The sequence below is a fragment of the Alistipes muris genome (genome assembly GCF_943193205.1).
GTDB classification, from domain to species: domain Bacteria; phylum Bacteroidota; class Bacteroidia; order Bacteroidales; family Rikenellaceae; genus Alistipes; species Alistipes muris.
Genome location: NZ_CALPDD010000003.1, coordinates 22,407 through 40,269, shown reverse-complemented (window position 1 = coordinate 40,269; position 17,863 = coordinate 22,407). Strand labels below are relative to the sequence as shown.

The window sequence follows — 17,863 nt, the reverse complement described above, 5'->3', positions numbered from 1 at the left end:
CTACAGGAAACGAAGGTACGAAAATTCTTCGGTTTTCCGGCTTGCGGCCGAAAATCCGGTCCGGAAAACGCTTTTTCGCGACATGCGGCACGCTGTCCGAGACAAAAAAACGCCGGGGAAATCACCCCGGCGTTTCGCTGTGTCAGTTCTCGAACGTCAGCGCGTCGTTCGCGGCGTCGATGCGGATGGGTTTCGAACGGTCGACCTCGCCGGCCAGAATCCGCTTGGAGAGGTCGTTGACCACGTAGCGCTGGATGGTCCGTTTGACGGGCCGCGCTCCGTAGAGCGGGTCGAATCCCGCCGTCGCAATCCAGTCGCGGGCCGCGTCGGTGTATTCCAGCACGATGCCGTTTTCGGAGAGCATCCGGCCGACGATGCCGAGCTGGATTTCGACGATGCGTTCGATGTCGCGCCGGGTCAGCGGCTCGAACATGACGATTTCGTCGATGCGGTTCAGGAACTCGGGCTTGAGGTGCTGCTTGAGCAGGTCGACCACTTCGTCGCGGGTCTCTTCGACCAGTTCCGGGTCGAGTTTCTTGCCGTCGGCCGCCGCCGCGAAACGCTCCTGAATGATCTGCGCCCCCATGTTCGAGGTCATGATGACGATGGTGTTGCGGAAGTCCACCGTGCGGCCCTTGTTGTCGGTCAGACGGCCGTCGTCGAGCACCTGAAGCAGGATGTTGAAGACGTCGGGATGGGCCTTTTCGATTTCGTCCAGGAGCACCACCGAATAGGGCTTGCGCCGTACGGCTTCGGTCAGCTGGCCGCCCTCGTCGTAGCCCACGTATCCCGGAGGGGCTCCGACCAGCCGCGACACGCTGTGGCGTTCCTGGTATTCGCTCATGTCGATGCGCGTAAGCATCTGGTCGTCGTTGAAGAGGAATTCGGCCAGCGCCTTGGCCAGTTCGGTCTTGCCCACGCCCGTGGTGCCCAGGAAGATGAACGAGCCGATGGGTTTGCGGGGGTCGTTGAGCCCGGCCCGCGAGCGGCGCACGGCATCCGAAATCGCCGCGATGGCCTGTTCCTGCCCGACGACCCGTTTGTGAAGTTCGTCTTCCATGTGCAGGAGTTTTTCGCGTTCGGAGGCAAGCATCCGCGTCACGGGAATCCCCGTCCAGCGCGAAACCACCTCGGCGACGTCCTCGGCGTCGACTTCTTCCTTGATCATCGAGCCATTGGCGGCTGTGAGCTTGTATTCCTCCTCGAAGGCTTCGATTTCCTTTTCGGCCTGCTGGATTTTGCCGTAGCGGATTTCGGCCACCCGGCCGTAGTCGCCCTCGCGTTCGGCCTGCCGGGCTTCGACGTTGAGCCGTTCGATTCGGTCCTTGTTGTCCTGAATCTTGCGCAGCAGGTCGCGCTGGCCCTGCCACTTGGCACGCATCGCCGCATGGCGCGATTTGAGTTCCTCGATTTCCTGGGTCAGCTGCCCGACGCGTTCTTCGTCCTTTTCGCGGCGGATCGCTTCGCGTTCGATTTCGAGCTGGCGCACCCGGCGGTCGAGCGTGTCGATCTCTTCGGGCACGGAGTTCATCTCCAGCCGCAGGCGCGAGGCCGCTTCGTCCACCAGGTCGATGGCCTTGTCGGGCAGGAAGCGCGAGGTGATGTAGCGCGTCGAGAGGTCGACGGCCGCCACGATGGCTTCGTCCTTGATGCGCACCTGGTGGTGGTTCTCGTAGCGTTCCTTGAGCCCGCGCAGAATCGAAATGGCGTCTTCGCGTGCGGGTTCGTCGACCATGACTTTCTGGAAGCGGCGTTCGAGGGCCTTGTCCTGCTCGAAGTATTTCTGGAATTCGTCGAGCGTCGTGGCACCGATGGTCCGCAGTTCGCCGCGCGCGAGGGCCGGTTTGAGGATGTTGGCGGCGTCCATCGCCCCCGACGACTTGCCCGCTCCGACCAGCGTGTGGATTTCGTCGATGAAGAGCAGGATTTCGCCCTCGCTCTGCACCACTTCCTGCACCACGGCCTTGAGCCGTTCCTCGAATTCGCCCTGATATTTGGCTCCGGCAATCAGCGCTCCCATGTCGAGCGAGTAGATGACCTTGTTCTTCAGATTCTCCGGTACGTCGCCGTCGATGATGCGGCGGGCGATTCCCTCGGCGATGGCCGTCTTGCCTACGCCCGCTTCGCCCACGAGGATGGGATTGTTTTTTGTGCGGCGCGAGAGGATTTGCAGTACCCGGCGGATTTCCTCGTCGCGGCCGATTACGGGGTCGAGCTTGCCCGCCCGGGCCTGTTCGTTGAGGTTGACGGCGTATTTGCCCAGCGCATCGAACTGCTGTTCGGAGGTCGGCGAATCGACCGTCGCCCCCTTGCGGAAGGTGCGGATGGCTTCGATGAGCTCCTTTTCCGTGGCGCCGCTGCGTTTCAGCAGGTCCGCCGCCGCGCTGCGTTCGGCCACCAGGCCCAGCAGCAGGTGTTCGACCGACGCATATTTGTCGCCGAAATTCTTGGTGAAGTCGACGGCTTTCTGAATGATGCGCGTGGCGTCCTGCGAGAAGAACTGCTCGCTGCCGCCCTCTACGCGGGGCAGAGCTTCGACGGCGCGGTTGGCTTCTTCGCGCAGTCCGCGCACATTGACGCCCACGCGGCCCAGCAGGAACGCCGCGAGCGAATCGTCCTCGCGGACGAGGACCGACAGCAGATGGAGCGGTTCGACGGCTTGCTGTCCCCGCTCCCGCGCCAGCGAAAGCGCTGCTTGCAGCGCCTCCTGCGCCTTGATGGTCAGTGTGTTGATATTCATGGTTTGCAGGTTTTGTGTCGTTGTTCGCAGGGATTGTTCCGCAAAAGACCTGCCACTCCGCGGGTTCCGGTCATTGTGTCAGTTTCCGACACGCCCCGGCCGACAATCCGGCAGGCAGGACTGCCAACTTGCGGTATCCGGCGGACATAATAGCAGGTCGATGCGGTCGGACCGATTCCCGTTCGCGGCCCTGCGAATGATATTTTTAATTCTTAATTTTTAATTCTTAATTTTTAATTCTTAATTTTGCGCTATTATGAGCGAATTCATCGTCAGCGCACGCAAATACCGTCCCGCGACCTTTTCGTCGGTCGTCGGGCAGAAGCATATCACCTCCACCCTCAAGAACGCCATCGAGCGCGGCCAGCTGGCCCACGCCTATCTGTTCTGCGGTCCCCGCGGCGTAGGCAAGACCACCTGCGCGCGCATCTTCGCCAAGGCCATCAACTGCCTCTCGCCCGACGGAGCCGAGGCATGCAATGAGTGCGAATCGTGCCGTTCGTTCAACGAGGGACGCTCGCTCAACATCCACGAGCTCGACGCCGCATCGAACAACTCCGTCGAGGACATCCGCACCCTCATCGAGCAGGTGCGCATCATTCCGCAGGTGGGGCGTTATTCGGTCTTCATCATCGACGAGGTCCACATGCTCTCGGCCGCGGCGTTCAATGCGTTCCTCAAGACGTTGGAGGAGCCGCCCGCCCATGCGATTTTCATCCTGGCGACCACCGAGAAGCACAAGATCATCCCGACGATTCTGTCGCGGTGCCAGATTTACGATTTCAACCGCATCCGTGTCGAGGATTCGGTCGAATACCTTAAATATATCGCTTCCGCAGAGGGTATCACGGCCGACGAGGAGTCGTTGAACCTCATCGCGCAGAAAGCCGACGGCGGTATGCGCGACGCGTTGTCGATGTTCGACAAGGCCGTGTCGTTCTGCGGCACGACGCTCGATTACCGCCATGTGGCCCAGACGCTCAACGTGCTGGACTACGACACTTATTTCGGCGTCACCGATATGTTGCTCGCGGGCGATTACGTCCGTGCGCTCGTCGCTTTCGACGAGGTGCTCGCGCAGGGCTTCTCGGGCCAGACCTTCATGGCCGGGCTCAACCGCCACATGCGCGACTTGCTCATGGCCAAGCGGCCCGAAACGCTGCGGCTCATCGAGATGACCGGAACGCTGCTCGAACGATACCGGACGCAGGCGGGCGCCTGCGAAGTCGGGTTCCTGTTCGGGGCCATCGCCTGTCTGACGGAGCTCGACGGCAAGATACGGCAGTCTTCCAACCAACGACTGCTCGTGGAGCTGGGCCTGATGAAGATTGCAGGGTTCGGCCAAAAAAAAAATGATACCTTGACCTCCGTCGAGGAGTATCCGCTTCCCGAATTGCAGCCCCGTGCTGGGGTACCGGCTGTTCCGGTTGTTGCTCCCGCTGTTCCGGCTCCGGCCGCTGCGGCATCAGCTCCGGCAGAACAATCCGTTGTGCCGCCTGCCGCCGTCGTTCCGGTATCTGCTCCGGCCGAACAACCCGTTGCCGAGCCGGTTCCTGCACCCGTTGCAACGGAAATTCCGGCACCGCAACCCGTTCCTGCCGAGCCGGCCCCTGCTCCGAAGACCGAACCTGCGCCGGAACCACAGCCGGCCGCAACTTCGGTTTCGCAGCCCCGTTCTCCGCGCAAGCCGCTGATTTCGGGTGCTTCGCTGGCCGACCTGCTGGCTTCGCCGGAGGGTGCCGCCGAACCGGACGGGGAGCGTCCGGCCGAAAAGGCAGGCAACCCCGATGTGGACCCCCGGAGCACCGAGAAGTTGGAAAACGCCCGCGAGCGGATTCTCAACCTTATCAAGTCCCGGCGTCCGCGTTTCGTTCCGGCCTTCGAGCGGATGCAGTTCCGCGAAAACGTCATTGCGGTAAGTGTGCCGACGGAGGAGCTGCGCGAGGAAATCCTGCGCAACAAGACCGCGATGCTTATCCGCATCGCCGAGCTGGCGGGCATCGGGGGCGTTATAGACCTGGACGTGACGGTCAACGAAGCCATCCGCGCCGCACGGCCCATCAAGCCGGAGGACAAGGTGAAGTTCCTCACCGAGAAGAATCCGCTGGTGGCCGAACTTCGCAAGGCACTGGATTTGGAAATGGAATAAAATGAAAAGAGATATGAAAAAGAATTTTATCGAAGAACTCGAATGGCGCGGGATGATCCACACCATCATGCCCGGAGCCAAGGAACAGCTCGAAAAAGAGATGACCACGGCCTATCTGGGCATCGACCCCACGGCCGATTCGCTGCATATCGGCCACCTGGTCGGCGTGATGATTCTCAAGCACTTCCAGTTGTGCGGCCACCGTCCGCTGGCCCTCGTCGGGGGCGCTACGGGCATGATCGGCGACCCCTCGGGCAAGTCGCAGGAGCGCAACCTGCTCGACGAGAAGACTCTGCGTCACAACCAGGAGGCCATCAAGCGCCAGCTGGCCAAACTGCTCGATTTTGAGTCCGACGCCCCCAACGCCGCCGTCATGGTCAACAACTACGACTGGATGAAGGAGTTTTCGTTCCTCGACTTCATCCGCGACATCGGCAAGTGCATTACGGTCAATTATATGATGGCCAAGGATTCGGTCAAGAAGCGTTTCAACGGCGAGGGCGACGGCATGTCGTTCACCGAATTCACCTACCAGCTCGTGCAGGGCTACGACTTTCTGCACCTCTACCAGGCCATGAACTGCAAAATCCAGCTCGGCGGTGCCGACCAGTGGGGCAACATCACTACGGGCACCGAGCTCATCCGCCGCAAGCTGGGTCCCGAAGCCGAGGCGTTCGCCATCACCTGCCCCTTGATTACCAAGGCCGACGGCACCAAGTTCGGTAAGACCGAGAGCGGCAACGTGTGGCTCGACCCGCGCTATACGTCGCCTTACAAGTTCTATCAGTTCTGGCTCAACGTCAGCGACGAGGACGCCAAGCGCTATATCCGGATTTTCACCCTCCTGGACCGCGAAACCATCGAAACGCTTATCGCCGAGCATGATGCCGCGCCCCATCTGCGGGCGTTGCAGAAGCGGCTGGCGCAGGAGATTACCACGATGATTCATTCTAAGGAGGAGTACGAAAAGGCGGTCGAGGCGTCGGCCATTCTTTTCGGCGGTGCTACTTCCGAAGCGCTGCGCAAGCTCGACGAAGCGACCCTTTTGCAGGTTTTCGAGGGGGTGCCGCAGTTCCGCATCGCACGTGCCGAGTTAGGTTTGCCGTTCGTCGACCTTGCCGCCGAGAAGACGCAGGTATTCCCCTCCAAGGGCGAGTGCCGCAAGATGGTGCAGGGCGGCGGCGTGTCGCTCAACAAGGAGAAAGTCGCCGACCCGATGCGTCTGGTCGGTGAATCGGACCTTATCGCCGGGAAATACCTGCTCGTGCAGAAAGGCAAGAAGAACTATTATCTTATCATCGTCGAATAATGGAGTACCGCATTACGCTCGAACGCATGGAGTTCCATGCGCTGCACGGCTGCTACGAGCTGGAGCGCAAGGTCGGCAACCGTTTCACGGTCGATTTGACCATTACGGCCGAGCTGGGCGACGTCGCGGCGGAGGATTGTGTCGAAAAGGCGGTCAACTATCTGACCGTCTACGAGGTGGTCCGCGAGCAGATGCGCGTCACGCAGCGCACCATCGAGCGGGTGGCGATGAATATCCTGGATGCGGTCCGGGCGGCTTTTCCGCAGATTCGCCATGTCGTCTGCACCGTCTCCAAGCTGGCTCCTCCGTTGGGCGGCAAGCTCGACCGCGTGAGCGTGACGCTGGAGAAATAGGTAACGCATATTTCAAGAAAAGGGGCTGTCTGCGCCAAGCAGACAGCCCCTTTTCTTGAAAGACTTCTCTCGATTAAGCCTTGCCGGCCGAACCGAGGACGCTTTCGCACTTGTGCATGTAGAGTTTCTTCAGTTCGTCGCGGGCCGGACCCAGGTACTTGCGGGGGTCGAACTCGGCGGGCTGCTCCACGAATACGGTGCGCACGGCAGCGGTCATGGCCAGACGGCCGTCGCTGTCGATGTTGATTTTGCAGACTGCGCTCTTCGCAGCTTCGCGCAGTTGTTCTTCGGGGATGCCGACCGCATCTTTCAGTGCACCGCCGTGGGTGTTGATGATCTTCACATATTCCTGCGGTACCGACGACGAGCCGTGCAGTACGATGGGGAAGCCCGGGATGCGCTTTTCGATTTCCTTCAGAATGTCGAAGCGCAGGGGGGGCGGCACCAGGATGCCCTCGGCGTTGCGCGTGCACTGCTCGGGCTTGAACTTGTTGGCGCCGTGCGAGGTGCCGATCGAGATGGCCAGCGAATCCACGCCCGTCTTCTTCACGAAGTCTTCCACGTCGGCGGGGTCGGTGTAGTGCGAGTGCTCGGAAGCCACTTCGTCTTCGACGCCGGCCAGCACGCCCAGCTCGCCTTCGACCGTTACGTCGTGCTGATGAGCGTAGTCTACGACTTTCTTCGTCAGCGCCACGTTTTCGTCATAGGGCAGTGCCGAACCGTCGATCATCACCGACGAGAAACCCATGTCGATGCAGTCCTTGCACAGCTCGAACGAGTTGCCGTGGTCGAGGTGCAGTACGATGGGAATGTTCTTGCCCAGTTCCTTGGCGTACTCGACAGCGCCCTGTGCCATGTAGCGCAGCAGTGTCTGGTTGGCGTACTTGCGCGCGCCTGCCGACACCTGCAGGATGACGGGCGACGAGGTCTCGACGCATGCCTGGATGATGGCCTGCATCTGCTCCATGTTGTTGAAGTTGAAGGCCGGAATGGCGTAGCCGCCCTTGATGGCCTTGGCGAACATGTCGCGGGTGTTCACCAGACCCAGTTCCTTGTAAGATACCATAATCGTTTATTGTTTAGCAGTGAATCGTTCCTGTTCGTCGAGCCTTTCCCCGGCCCGGTATGGCTTGGGCAAGAATAAGGTCCGTACTCAAAAATCGCACAAATTTAATTAAATAATCTTAAGAACGTTTCTTTTCGGGCGCTTTTTGTGAAAAAAATAACAGAGTGCCGGATTTGTTGTGCAATCCGGATAGTTTTTTGTACTTTTGCATGGTTCGAGCGCTAACACGAAACAATATAATAGACTATGGCTGAATTCATCTATCAGGAGCCGTTCCCTGTCGGGGAGGACAAGACGCAGTACCGTCTGCTGACCAAAGATTACGTCAAGGTCGTCGAGTGCGACGGCCGTAAAATCCTCAAGGTCGACCCAGCCGGGTTGGAGCTGCTTTCCAAGGCCGCTTACAGCGACGTGTCGTTCTACCTGCGCGCCGCCCACTTGCAGAAGCTGCGCGACATCCTCGACGATCCCGAGGCTACCGACAACGACAAGTTCGTGGCTTACACCATGTTGCTCAACCAGTGCGTCTCGGCCGAGGGCGAGCTGCCCACGTGCCAGGATACCGGTACGGCCATCTGCATCGGCCACAAGGGCGAGGACGTCTTCACCGGGGCCGACGACGCCGAGTGCATCGCCCGCGGGGTTTACGAGACTTACAAGGAGCGTAATCTGCGTTATTCGCAGGTCGTGCCTTTCACCATGACCGACGAGAAGAATTCCGGTACCAACCTGCCTGCGCAGATCGACATCTACGGTGGCAAGCCCGGTATGGAGTACGAGTTTCTCTTCATCACCAAGGGCGGCGGTTCGGCCAACAAGACATTCCTTTACCAGCAGACCAAGGCCCTGCTGAACGAGCAGTCGCTCACCAAGTTCATCACCGAGCATATCAAGGACCTCGGTACGTCGGCATGCCCGCCGTATCACCTGGCCCTTTGCATCGGCGGTACCTCGGCCGAAATGTGCCTCTCGACCGTCAAGAAAGCGTCGGCGGGTTACCTCGACGAGCTGCCCACTTCGGGCAACGAGGGCGGGCGTTGCTTCCGCGACCTCGAATGGGAGGAGAAGGTGCTGAAGATCTGCCGTCAGTCGGGCGTCGGCGCCCAGTTCGGCGGCAAGTACCTCGTGCACGACGTGCGGGTCATCCGCGCTCCGCGCCATGCCGCTTCGTGCCCCGTCGCCATCGGCGTAAGCTGTTCTGCCGACCGCAACATCAAGGCCAAGATTACCCCCGAGGGTATCTTCATCGAGGAGCTGGAGAAGAATCCGGCACGGTTCCTGCCCAAGGAGGCTCCGGCCATGTCGCCCGCCGTGGACATCGACCTCGACGAGGGGATGGACAAGGTGCGCGCCATCCTGACCAAGTACCCCATCAAGACGCGCCTGAACCTCAAGGGTACGCTGATCGTCGCCCGCGACATCGCCCATGCCCGCATCAAGCAGATGCTCGACGAGGGCAAGCCCATGCCGGAGTATTTCAAGAAGCATCCGGTCTACTACGCCGGTCCGGCCAAGACGCCCAGCGGCATGGCTTCGGGTTCGTTCGGCCCCACCACGGCCGGGCGTATGGACCCCTATGTCGACCTCTTCCAGAAGCACGGCGGGTCGTTGGTGATGGTCGCCAAGGGCAACCGTTCGCAGGAGGTCACCGACGCTTGCAAGGCCAACGGCGGCTTCTACCTCGGTTCTATCGGCGGTCCCGCGGCTATTCTGGCCAAGAATTCCATCAAGTCGGTCGAGGTGGTCGACTTCCCCGAGCTGGGCATGGAGGCCGTGCGCAAGATTTACGTCGAGGACTTCCCCGCCTTCATCATCGTCGATGACAAGGGCAACGATTTCTTCGCCGACTTCAAGCATTGAGATAATAACCGCGTGGAAATCACGTTGTAAGTTTCGATGAAAGGTTTTATTGCTAAGTTTCTGTGCGCGGCGTTCTGCGCGGTCGCTGCCCTGCCCGTCTTCGGGGCGGACAAGGTCGCGTTCGAGGTCTCCGCACCCTTGACGGTGGCCGTCGGCGAGGCGTTCCGCGTGGAGTTCGCGCTCAACGCCAATCCCGACAAGGATTCGTTCGTCGCCCCGTCGTTCGAGGGTTTCGACGTGCTGGCGGGTCCTGCCGTGTCGAAAGGGTCGTCGATCCAGATTGTCAACGGGTCGATGACCAAGAGCGTCAATTACACCATTACGTTCGTTCTCTTGCCGCAGTCGGCGGGCAATGTCACCGTCGGCCCCGCTGAAATCGCCGTCGACGGTACGGCTTACCGTACCCGGCCTTTGGCCATCGAGGTCGTCAGCGAGCCGGGCGGAGGTTCCGGCGCGGCACAGCCCAATGCCGACGCTTCCGCAGGGCGGCAGTCTCCGCAGCAGAGCGCCGAAAGCGCCGCCCGGCAGCAGATTGCCAAGGACGATATTTTGTTGCGGGCCATCGTTTCGCGGACTTCGGTTTACAAGGGCGAGCCTTTGCGCGTCACGTTCAAGCTCTACGAGCGCGTCACCGTGGTGGGTTATCAGGATGTCCGGTTCCCGTCGTTCAACGGGTTCTGGGCCCAGGAGCTCAATACCGACAACGCACGGCGGCAGCGCGAGACTTTCAACGGCAAGGTTTACGAAACGTTGGTCGCCCGCGAGTTCCTGCTCTACCCCCAGCAAGCTGGGACGCTCACCATCGACCCGGCCGAGTTGACCGCCATGGCGCAAGTCGTCGTTCAGAGCCGTCATGTCGATCCTTTCTTCGGCGGCGGGCACGACATCTACAACGTGCCGCGCAAGGTGCAGAGCCAGCGCGTCAGCGTGACTGTCAAACCTTTGCCCGCAGGGGCTCCCGCCAGCTTCAGCGGCGCCGTGGGTCATTTCAGCATGGAGACCGAGTTCCCCGACGCGCGGCTGGCGGCCAATTCCGCCGCTACGTGCCAGGTCCGGATTTCGGGTTCGGGCAACCTCACCTTCGTGCAGGCGCCCAAGCTCTCGCTGCCCGGTTCGTTCGAGCAGTACAACGTCAAGACCACCGAGTCCATCAACCCGTCGGCGGCCGGGATTTCCGGTTACCGGCAGTTCGACTATCCGTTCATCGCGCGGGCCGAGGGTACGTATGACATCGAGCCTGTCGAGTTCAGTTATTTCGATCCCTCGCGCATGGAGTACCGGACCTTGACATCCAAGCCGTTCACCCTCGAAGTCACGCCCGATGCCAACGGTGGCGGCGATGCCGTCGTCATGCAGGGCCGCGGCATGTCCAAGGAGGAGGTCCGGCTGTTGGGGCAGGACATCCGCTTCATCAAGCTGGGCGGTGCGCAGCTGCGTTCGCATCGGCAGCCGTTGCTTTTCAGCGGGCTTTATTGGGGCGTGCTCGCTTTCGTGTTGGTTTTCTTCGGAGCGGTTTATTTCGCCTTGCGCAAGCGTATCAAGGATTCGCAGAACGCGGTGCTCCTGCGGGGCCGGAGGGCCAGCAAAGTCGCCGTGCAGCGTTTCCGGGCTGCCCGTAAATACATGGAGCAGCAGGACCGCCATGCTTTCTACGAGGAGATGCTGCGGGCCTTGTGGGGTTATGTCAGCGACAAGCTCAATATTCCCGTGGCCAATCTTACCAAGGAGAATGTGCGCGAGGAGCTGCACAAGCGCGGGGTTCCGGCCGAGCAGTCGCAGCGTTTCACCTCCATTATCGCCCGTTGCGACGAGGCGCAGTATTCGCCCGCCGCTTCGGCCCGCATGAGCGACGTCTACGACGAGGGGGTCGACCTGGTTTCGCATATCGAGGCGATGGTCAAACGTAGATAGAAATGCGTATGAAACAGATTATATTGGTTTTGTGCCTTTTGGTGTCGGGCGTCGGCATGGTGTCGGCGCAGGAGACGGCCGACGTGCAGGCGCAGGAGCCCGCGGCGGCCGATGCTCCCGAGCAGTTGTGGGACGCCGCCAACACGGCTTATATCAACGGCGATTTCCGCGCTGCGGCCACGGCTTACGAGCAGCTGCTCGCACAAGGGTTCGTCTCCGTCAAGCTCTATTACAACCTTGCTAACGCTTATTTCAAGGAAAACCGGTTGGGCAAGGCGATTCTGTTTTATCATCGGGCGCTCCGGCTGGCTCCCGGCAACGACGACATCCGCTACAATCTGAGTGTCGCCGAGGCCCGCACGAAAGACAATATCGAGCGGATTCCCGAATTCTTCTTCGTCGGATGGATGCGTAGCGTGCGCCATACGATGGGCTGTGCGGCGTGGACCGTGCTTTCGCTCGTGCTGCTGGCCTGCGCGCTTGCGTTGTTCTTGCTCTACCTGCTTGCGCCGCGGCTTTCGCTCCGCAAAACAGGGTTCTATGGAACGCTTGTTGCCGGATTGCTGTTCGTCTGCGTTACGTGGTTCGCCGCGGCCGACCGCCGCGAGATGCTCGACGATTCGCAGGCCGTGGTGACGGCCGCTTCGGTCGCCGTCAAGAGTTCGCCCGACAAGTCGGCGACCGATTTGTTCGTCTTGCACGAGGGGACGGTCGTGCGGATTGCCGACCGTCTCGGCGAGTGGTGCGAGGTCGTCATCGACGACGGGAAGAAAGGGTGGTTGGAAAGCCGTAAAATCGAGGTCGTCTGATATGTCGAAGCTCTTGCAGGACGTGGTCGGCGAGTTGTCGAAACTGCCCGGAGTGGGGCGGCGCACCGCGTTGCGGCTGGCCATCCATATCTTGCGCATGGAGCCCGAATCGGTGGGCGACATGACCCGCAGCATCGACCGTTTCCGGCGCGAGGTCCGGTATTGCAGCCGTTGCAACAACCTCTCCGACGAGGAGGTGTGCCCTATCTGCGCCGACCGCGAGCGCGACCGTTCGACGGTCTGCGTCGTGGAGCAGGTCGCCGACGTGCTCTCCATCGAGAACACCCACCAGTACAAAGGGCTGTACCATGTGTTGGGCGGCGTCATTTCGCCCATGCAGGGCATCGCGCCCTCCGACCTCAAAATCGACCTCTTGTGCGACCGTATCGCGCAGGGGGAAATCAAGGAGGTGATTCTGGCCATTTCCACTTCGGTAGAGGGAGAAACCACGCTTTTCTACCTGATGAGCCGCCTGAGGCATTACCCCGGGGTCAAGGTCACGTCCATCGCCCGGGGCATCGGTTTCGGCGACGAGCTGGAGTATGTCGACGAGCTCACCATTACCCACGCGCTCTTGAACCGCCGCGAAGTAGAATAAAACGTGTCATTCTGAGCGTTAGCGAAGAATCTTAATTTAATAATATATAGTATCATGGATTTCGTTACCAATGAAAAGCTCACGATCGTCGGCGCGGCCGGCATGATCGGTTCCAACATGGCACAGACCGCGCTGATGATGCGGCTGACGCCCAACATCTGTCTTTACGACCCTTTTGCGCCCGCGTTGGAGGGCGTTGTCGAGGAGCTGCGCCACTGCGCGTTCGAGGGGGTGAACCTCACCTGGATCTCCGACATCGGCGATGCGCTCACCGGGGCCTCCTACGTCGTTTCGTCGGGCGGTGCCGCCCGCAAGGCCGGCATGACGCGCGAGGACCTTTTGAAAGGCAACGCCGAAATCGCAGCCCAGCTCGGTAAGGACATTCGGACTTATTGTCCCGACGTCAAGCATGTGGTCATCATCTTCAATCCCGCCGACATCACGGGTCTCGTTGCGTTGATTCACGGCGGTCTGCATCCGTCGCAGGTGTCGACCCTCGCGGCGCTCGATTCCACGCGTCTGCGTTCCGAGCTGGCCCAGTACTTCCATATTTCGCCCGACGAAATCCGCAACTGCCGCACTTACGGCGGTCACGGCGAGCAGATGGCCGTCTTCGCTTCCACCACGTTGGTGGCCGGGCGTCCGCTGTCGGAGCTCATCGGTCATGAAATGCCCGAGGACGACTGGCACGAGCTGCAGCAGCGCGTCATCCAGGGCGGCAAGCACATCATCGACTTGCGCGGCCGTTCGTCGTTCCAGAGCCCGGCTTACCTTTCGATTTGCATGATTGCCGCGGCCATGGGCGGCAAGGCGTTCACTTATCCCGCCGGGGTCTACGTCCACAACGACGAGTTCCGGCATATCCTCATGGCCATGGAGACTTCCATCGGTCCCAAGGGGGTCGAGTACAAGAACGTGCAGGGTACTCCCGAGGAGCACGCCAAGCTCACCGACAGCTATAACCACCTTTGCAAGCTCCGCGACGAGGTCATTTCGATGGGTATCATTCCGCCCGTCGACGAGTGGCACAAGGTCAATCCCCATCTGAAGTAGCGGACCGCCGCTTCGGAGATACGAAAGCCGCCCCGGCAAGGGCGGCTTTTTCGTGGTTGGAAATCCGGCTATTCGTCCGTGGCCTGCAACACCGCCCGCAGTTCTCCGTTGCAGAGCAGCATCAGCATCGGCCCGTCCATGTCGTAGTGGGTTGTTGTTGTGAGCGCTTCTACGAATTTCTGTTCTTGTTCCAACCCGGGGCAGGCCATGCGGGTTGTGCGGAGCGGCCCGATTTTCAGCGCCCGGGTTTCGTCGGTCGCGTAGTCGCCCGACAGCCGGTTGCAGGCTCCCGAGCCGCTTATCCGCCCCTCTTCGGGCGACAGCGTGACTGTGAAGGCGCCTTTTTCGGGCGGTACGTTCTGCCCGTAAAGTTGGACCAGCTGCCATGCGGTTCCCGTCAGCGGGCGGCGGTATTTCTTCTGATAGGCGTGGCAGTGGCACTCTCTGGTGTGGCTGCATCCGGCAGCCAGCGACGCCAGCAGAACCAGCGCAAGCATTCTTTTCATCGTTGCAGCGTTCGTTTATGCAGCAAATATACGGAATATTTCATACCTTTGTTTCTGTGTCTTTCCGAACGTTCAAAAACCAATATACCTTTATGAAAAAGATCATTGCTTCGCCTTTGGCGCCCAAAGCCGTGGGTCCTTATTCGCAGGCCGTCGAGGCCAACGGCGCACTCTATGTTTCGGGGCAGCTGCCCGTCGACGGTGCCACGGGTACGATGGCCGGGGACATTGCGGCCCAGACCCGGCAGTCGCTCACGAACCTGGGCCATATCCTCGCCGAGGCAGGTTACGGATTCGGCGACGTGGTGAAGACTACCGTGCTGTTGCAGCATATCTCCGACTTCGCCGCCATGAATGCCGTCTATGCCGAGTTCTTCACCGAGCGGATGCCTGCCCGCATCTGCTTCGAGGTTGCCGCGCTTCCGATGGGCGCTTTGGTCGAAATCGACGCCGTGGCCGTCAGATAGCCGTCTCTGTCAGCGGGTTCCGGATTTTGTAGATATTTTGTGGATAATTCGGGTGGCCGGAATTGGTTTTTTCGGCCGCAATGCGCCATCTTTGCAGAACCGGGTTTTCGGAAGAAACGATTAAAATATTGATATAGATACCATGTCCAAAAACATTCAGTCCCCGACGCCGCAGAAGGTCGACTACAACGACGCCGTCGCCGAATCGAAGGTCTATTTCGACGGCGACGATTTGGCCGCTACGGTGTGGGTCAGCAAGTACGCGCTCAAGGATTCGTTCGGCAACATCTACGAGAAGTCGCCCCGGCAGATGCACGAGCGCATCGCCCGCGAAATCGAGCGTATCGAGAAGAAGTATCCCAATCCCATGTCGGCCGACGAGGTCTTCGCCTTGCTCGACCACTTCCGCTACGTCATTCCGCAGGGCGGTCCCATGACCGGTATCGGCAACGATTTCCAGGTTGCGTCGCTCTCCAACTGCTTCGTCATCGGCCATAAGAATCCCGCTGATTCCTACGGCGGCATCTTCCGCATGGACGAGGAGCAGGTGCAGCTCATGAAGCGGCGCGGCGGCGTGGGCCACGACCTCTCGCACATCCGGCCCACGGGCAGTCCCGTGCTCAATTCGGCCCTCACTTCCACCGGTATCGTGCCTTTCATGGAGCGCTATTCCAACTCCACGCGCGAGGTGGCGCAGGACGGCCGCCGCGGGGCGTTGATGCTTTCGCTTTCCATCAAGCACCCCGACGCCGAGCGGTTCATCGACGCCAAGGTCGATACGGGCAAGGTCACGGGCGCCAACGTCTCCATCAAGATCGACGACGAGTTCATGCGCGCCGCCATCGCCGGGAAGAAGTACCACCAGCAGTTCCCCATCCACGCCGAGAAGCCCCGTTACGAGCAGCAGATCGACGCCCGGAAGTTGTGGGAGAAGATTATCCACAACGCATGGAAGTCGGCCGAGCCCGGCGTGCTGTTTTGGGATACCATCATCCGCGAGAGCGTGCCCGATTGTTATGCCGACGAAGGTTTCGTCACCGTGTCGACCAATCCGTGCGGCGAGATTCCGTTGTGTCCCTACGATTCGTGCCGTTTGTTGGCGCTGAACCTGCTCAGTTACGTCGACGAGCCTTTCACCAAGAAGGCTAAGTTCAACTTCGCCAAGTTCAGGCAGCATGTCGCCAAGGCCATGCGCATGATGGACGACATCATCGACCTGGAGTTGGAGAAAGTCGAGCTTATCATCGAGAAAATCGCCGCCGACCCGGAGGACGAGGACGTGCGCCGCGTCGAGCTGGAGCTGTGGAAGAAAATCCGCACCATGGCGCTCAAGGGGCGCCGTACCGGGTTGGGCATCACGGCCGAGGGCGACATGCTTGCGGCGCTCGGTCTGCGTTACGGTTCGGAGGAGGCCATCGCCTTTGCCGTCGAGGTGCAGAAAACGCTGGCCGTCGAGGCTTACCGCGCATCGGTCAAGATGGCCGGAGAGCGTGGTCCGTTCGCCGTCTACGATGCCGCCAAGGAGAAGAACAACCCCATGATTGCCCGCATCCGCGAGGCCGACCCCGGGCTTTACGCCGAGATGGTCGACAAGGGGCGCCGCAACATCGCCATGCTGACCATCGCTCCTACGGGTACCACGTCGCTCATGTCGCAGACCACTTCCGGCATCGAGCCCGTGTTCCGCACCGTCTACAAGCGGCGCCGCAAGATCAATCCCTCGGACCACGACACGCACGTCGATTTCGAGGACGAGACCGGCGAAAAGTTCCAGGAGTACAACGTCTACCACCACAATTTCGTCAAGTGGCTCGAAGCCAACGGCTACGACACCTCGAAGCTCGCTTCCATTTCCGACAGCGAGTTGCAGAAGTGGGTCGAGGCATCGCCTTATCACAAGGCCACGGCCAACGACATCGACTGGGTGGCCAAGGTCAAGATGCAGGGCGCCATCCAGAAGTGGGTCGACCATTCGATTTCCGTCACGGTCAACCTGCCCAACAATGTCTCCGAGGCGTTGGTTGCCGACGTCTACCGGACCGCGTGGGAGTGCGGCTGCAAGGGCGTCACCGTCTACCGCGACGGATGCCGCGAGGGCGTGCTGATTGAGAAAGGGGCCAAGTCCAAGCGCAAGTGCGAGGAGCACCCCGGACAGGCGCCCAAGCGTCCCAAGTCGATTCCCGCCGACATCGTGCGGTTCAAGAACGGTTCCGAGGATTGGATTGCGTTCGTCGGTTTGCAGGACGGCCGGCCTTACGAGGTCTTCACCGGCAAGATCGAGGAGGACGCCATGTACATTCCGCGTAAGATTACCAAGGGTTTCATCATCAAGGTGCGCGAGGAGGACGGTTCCAAGCGCTACGACTTCCAGTATAAGGACCGTTACGGTTACACCAACACCATCGGCGGCATCTCGCGTCTCTTCGACGAGGAGTTCTGGAATTACGCCAAGCTCATTTCGGGGGTTCTGCGTCACGGCATGCCCATCGAGAAAACCGTGTCGCTCATCGAGTCGCTGCACCTCGACAGCGAGTCCATCAATACGTGGAAAACGGGCGTCTGCCGGGCAATCAAGCAGTATATCGCCGACGGTACCAAGTCCAAGGGCAAGTGTCCTTCCTGCGGGCAGGAGAATATGGCCTACCAGAACGGGTGTCTCACCTGCATGTCGTGCGGTTATTCCAAGTGCGGTTGATGCCGCTTGCTGCCGGATTATGAAAAAGGGGCTGTCTGCGATTTGTCAGACAGCCCCTTTTCGGGTCAGCGGATAATTACCGCATGGACAATCCGTATGCCTGAGCGGCGGTTGATTTCTTCTTGCAGGGCTTCGCGTTGGCAGAACAGTTCCTGCCGCAGGACGCTCGATTGGATGCGCACATGCAGGATATGCCTTTCGAGCCGCAGTTCGGTCGTCAGGTCGGCGGCCCGGTCGCCCACGATGGCGCGCCAGGTATCGGGCAGTTTTCCCTCGGCTACCTTGGCCGCTATATGGGGGCGGCGGAAGAATTCTTCCAGCAGGTCGCCCATCAGCATGGTTTTCGT

At 60.4% G+C, this 17,863-nt stretch carries 14 protein-coding genes; 10 read left to right on the top strand and 4 right to left on the bottom strand.

The window, feature by feature from the left end; all coding sequences use genetic code 11:
• Positions 1-142: 142 nt before the first annotated feature.
• Positions 143-2,740: an ATP-dependent chaperone ClpB gene (clpB, locus tag NFR47_RS02550; RefSeq protein ID WP_251214020.1), complete on the bottom strand. Its 2,598-nt coding sequence runs from the start codon at positions 2,738-2,740 to the stop codon at positions 143-145.
• Between the two features lie 256 nt (positions 2,741-2,996).
• On the opposite strand from clpB, the gene dnaX reads away from it, so the two are divergent.
• From dnaX to folB, 3 genes are read left to right on the top strand one after another with little or no spacing between them, the layout of a single operon-like run.
• Complete coding sequence (gene dnaX, locus NFR47_RS02545; RefSeq protein ID WP_251214019.1) at positions 2,997-4,889, top strand: DNA polymerase III subunit gamma/tau; 1,893 nt, start codon at positions 2,997-2,999, stop codon at positions 4,887-4,889.
• A gap of 13 nt (positions 4,890-4,902) precedes the next feature.
• On the top strand, positions 4,903-6,198 hold the full coding sequence (gene tyrS, locus NFR47_RS02540; RefSeq protein ID WP_251214018.1) for a tyrosine--tRNA ligase: 1,296 nt from the start codon (positions 4,903-4,905) through the stop codon (positions 6,196-6,198).
• Positions 6,198-6,551, top strand: a complete 354-nt coding sequence (gene folB, locus NFR47_RS02535) for a dihydroneopterin aldolase (RefSeq protein ID WP_251214017.1) — start codon at positions 6,198-6,200, stop codon at positions 6,549-6,551. Before tyrS ends, folB begins: the two co-directional genes overlap by 1 nt.
• Positions 6,552-6,624: 73 nt before the next feature.
• Here folB and NFR47_RS02530 read toward each other — a convergent pair whose 3' ends face one another.
• Entirely contained in the window at positions 6,625-7,617 is a 993-nt protein-coding gene (locus NFR47_RS02530) for a class II fructose-bisphosphate aldolase (protein WP_251214016.1), read from the bottom strand.
• 246 nt (positions 7,618-7,863) lie between these two features.
• Here NFR47_RS02530 and NFR47_RS02525 point away from each other — a divergent pair, with 246 nt between their 5' ends.
• The 5 genes from NFR47_RS02525 to NFR47_RS02505 are packed head-to-tail and all read left to right on the top strand — an operon-like array spanning position 7,864 to position 13,848.
• Complete coding sequence (locus tag NFR47_RS02525) at positions 7,864-9,477, top strand: fumarate hydratase (protein WP_251214015.1); 1,614 nt, start codon at positions 7,864-7,866, stop codon at positions 9,475-9,477.
• 36 nt (positions 9,478-9,513) lie between these two features.
• On the top strand, positions 9,514-11,388 hold the full coding sequence (locus tag NFR47_RS02520) for a BatD family protein (RefSeq protein WP_251214014.1): 1,875 nt from the start codon (positions 9,514-9,516) through the stop codon (positions 11,386-11,388).
• 8 nt (positions 11,389-11,396) lie between these two features.
• Positions 11,397-12,197: a tetratricopeptide repeat protein gene (locus NFR47_RS02515; protein WP_251214013.1), complete on the top strand. Its 801-nt coding sequence runs from the start codon at positions 11,397-11,399 to the stop codon at positions 12,195-12,197.
• A 1-nt stretch (position 12,198) separates the two neighbouring features.
• Positions 12,199-12,795, top strand: coding sequence for a recombination mediator RecR (gene recR, locus NFR47_RS02510; protein WP_251214012.1), 597 nt, complete (start codon positions 12,199-12,201; stop codon positions 12,793-12,795).
• 54 nt (positions 12,796-12,849) lie between these two features.
• Complete coding sequence (locus tag NFR47_RS02505) at positions 12,850-13,848, top strand: malate dehydrogenase (protein ID WP_251214011.1); 999 nt, start codon at positions 12,850-12,852, stop codon at positions 13,846-13,848.
• Positions 13,849-13,916: 68 nt separating this feature from the next.
• On the opposite strand, the gene NFR47_RS02500 is transcribed toward NFR47_RS02505, so the two are convergent.
• Positions 13,917-14,354 (bottom strand): META domain-containing protein, encoded by a 438-nt coding sequence (locus NFR47_RS02500; RefSeq protein ID WP_251214010.1) that lies wholly within the window; start codon positions 14,352-14,354, stop codon positions 13,917-13,919.
• A gap of 92 nt (positions 14,355-14,446) precedes the next feature.
• On the opposite strand from NFR47_RS02500, the gene NFR47_RS02495 reads away from it, so the two are divergent.
• Together NFR47_RS02495 and NFR47_RS02490 are read left to right on the top strand one after the other, a co-directional pair.
• Positions 14,447-14,821 (top strand): RidA family protein, encoded by a 375-nt coding sequence (locus tag NFR47_RS02495; RefSeq protein ID WP_251214009.1) that lies wholly within the window; start codon positions 14,447-14,449, stop codon positions 14,819-14,821.
• A 142-nt stretch (positions 14,822-14,963) separates the two neighbouring features.
• Positions 14,964-17,516, top strand: coding sequence for an adenosylcobalamin-dependent ribonucleoside-diphosphate reductase (locus tag NFR47_RS02490; RefSeq protein ID WP_251214008.1), 2,553 nt, complete (start codon positions 14,964-14,966; stop codon positions 17,514-17,516).
• A gap of 65 nt (positions 17,517-17,581) precedes the next feature.
• Here the strand turns inward: NFR47_RS02490 and NFR47_RS02485 are convergent, their stop codons facing one another.
• Complete coding sequence (locus NFR47_RS02485) at positions 17,582-17,854, bottom strand: DciA family protein (protein ID WP_338022839.1); 273 nt, start codon at positions 17,852-17,854, stop codon at positions 17,582-17,584.
• Positions 17,855-17,863: the final 9 nt, after the last annotated feature.

Coding starts and splice junctions, on each gene's coding strand:
- clpB (WP_251214020.1), bottom strand. CDS start 2,740: ATGAATATCAACACACTGACCATCAAGGCGCAGGAGGCGCTGCAAGCA.
- dnaX (WP_251214019.1), top strand. CDS start 2,997: ATGAGCGAATTCATCGTCAGCGCACGCAAATACCGTCCCGCGACCTTT.
- tyrS (WP_251214018.1), top strand. CDS start 4,903: ATGAAAAAGAATTTTATCGAAGAACTCGAATGGCGCGGGATGATCCAC.
- folB (WP_251214017.1), top strand. CDS start 6,198: ATGGAGTACCGCATTACGCTCGAACGCATGGAGTTCCATGCGCTGCAC.
- NFR47_RS02530 (WP_251214016.1), bottom strand. CDS start 7,617: ATGGTATCTTACAAGGAACTGGGTCTGGTGAACACCCGCGACATGTTC.
- NFR47_RS02525 (WP_251214015.1), top strand. CDS start 7,864: ATGGCTGAATTCATCTATCAGGAGCCGTTCCCTGTCGGGGAGGACAAG.
- NFR47_RS02520 (WP_251214014.1), top strand. CDS start 9,514: ATGAAAGGTTTTATTGCTAAGTTTCTGTGCGCGGCGTTCTGCGCGGTC.
- NFR47_RS02515 (WP_251214013.1), top strand. CDS start 11,397: ATGAAACAGATTATATTGGTTTTGTGCCTTTTGGTGTCGGGCGTCGGC.
- recR (WP_251214012.1), top strand. CDS start 12,199: ATGTCGAAGCTCTTGCAGGACGTGGTCGGCGAGTTGTCGAAACTGCCC.
- NFR47_RS02505 (WP_251214011.1), top strand. CDS start 12,850: ATGGATTTCGTTACCAATGAAAAGCTCACGATCGTCGGCGCGGCCGGC.
- NFR47_RS02500 (WP_251214010.1), bottom strand. CDS start 14,354: ATGAAAAGAATGCTTGCGCTGGTTCTGCTGGCGTCGCTGGCTGCCGGA.
- NFR47_RS02495 (WP_251214009.1), top strand. CDS start 14,447: ATGAAAAAGATCATTGCTTCGCCTTTGGCGCCCAAAGCCGTGGGTCCT.
- NFR47_RS02490 (WP_251214008.1), top strand. CDS start 14,964: ATGTCCAAAAACATTCAGTCCCCGACGCCGCAGAAGGTCGACTACAAC.
- NFR47_RS02485 (WP_338022839.1), bottom strand. CDS start 17,854: ATGCTGATGGGCGACCTGCTGGAAGAATTCTTCCGCCGCCCCCATATA.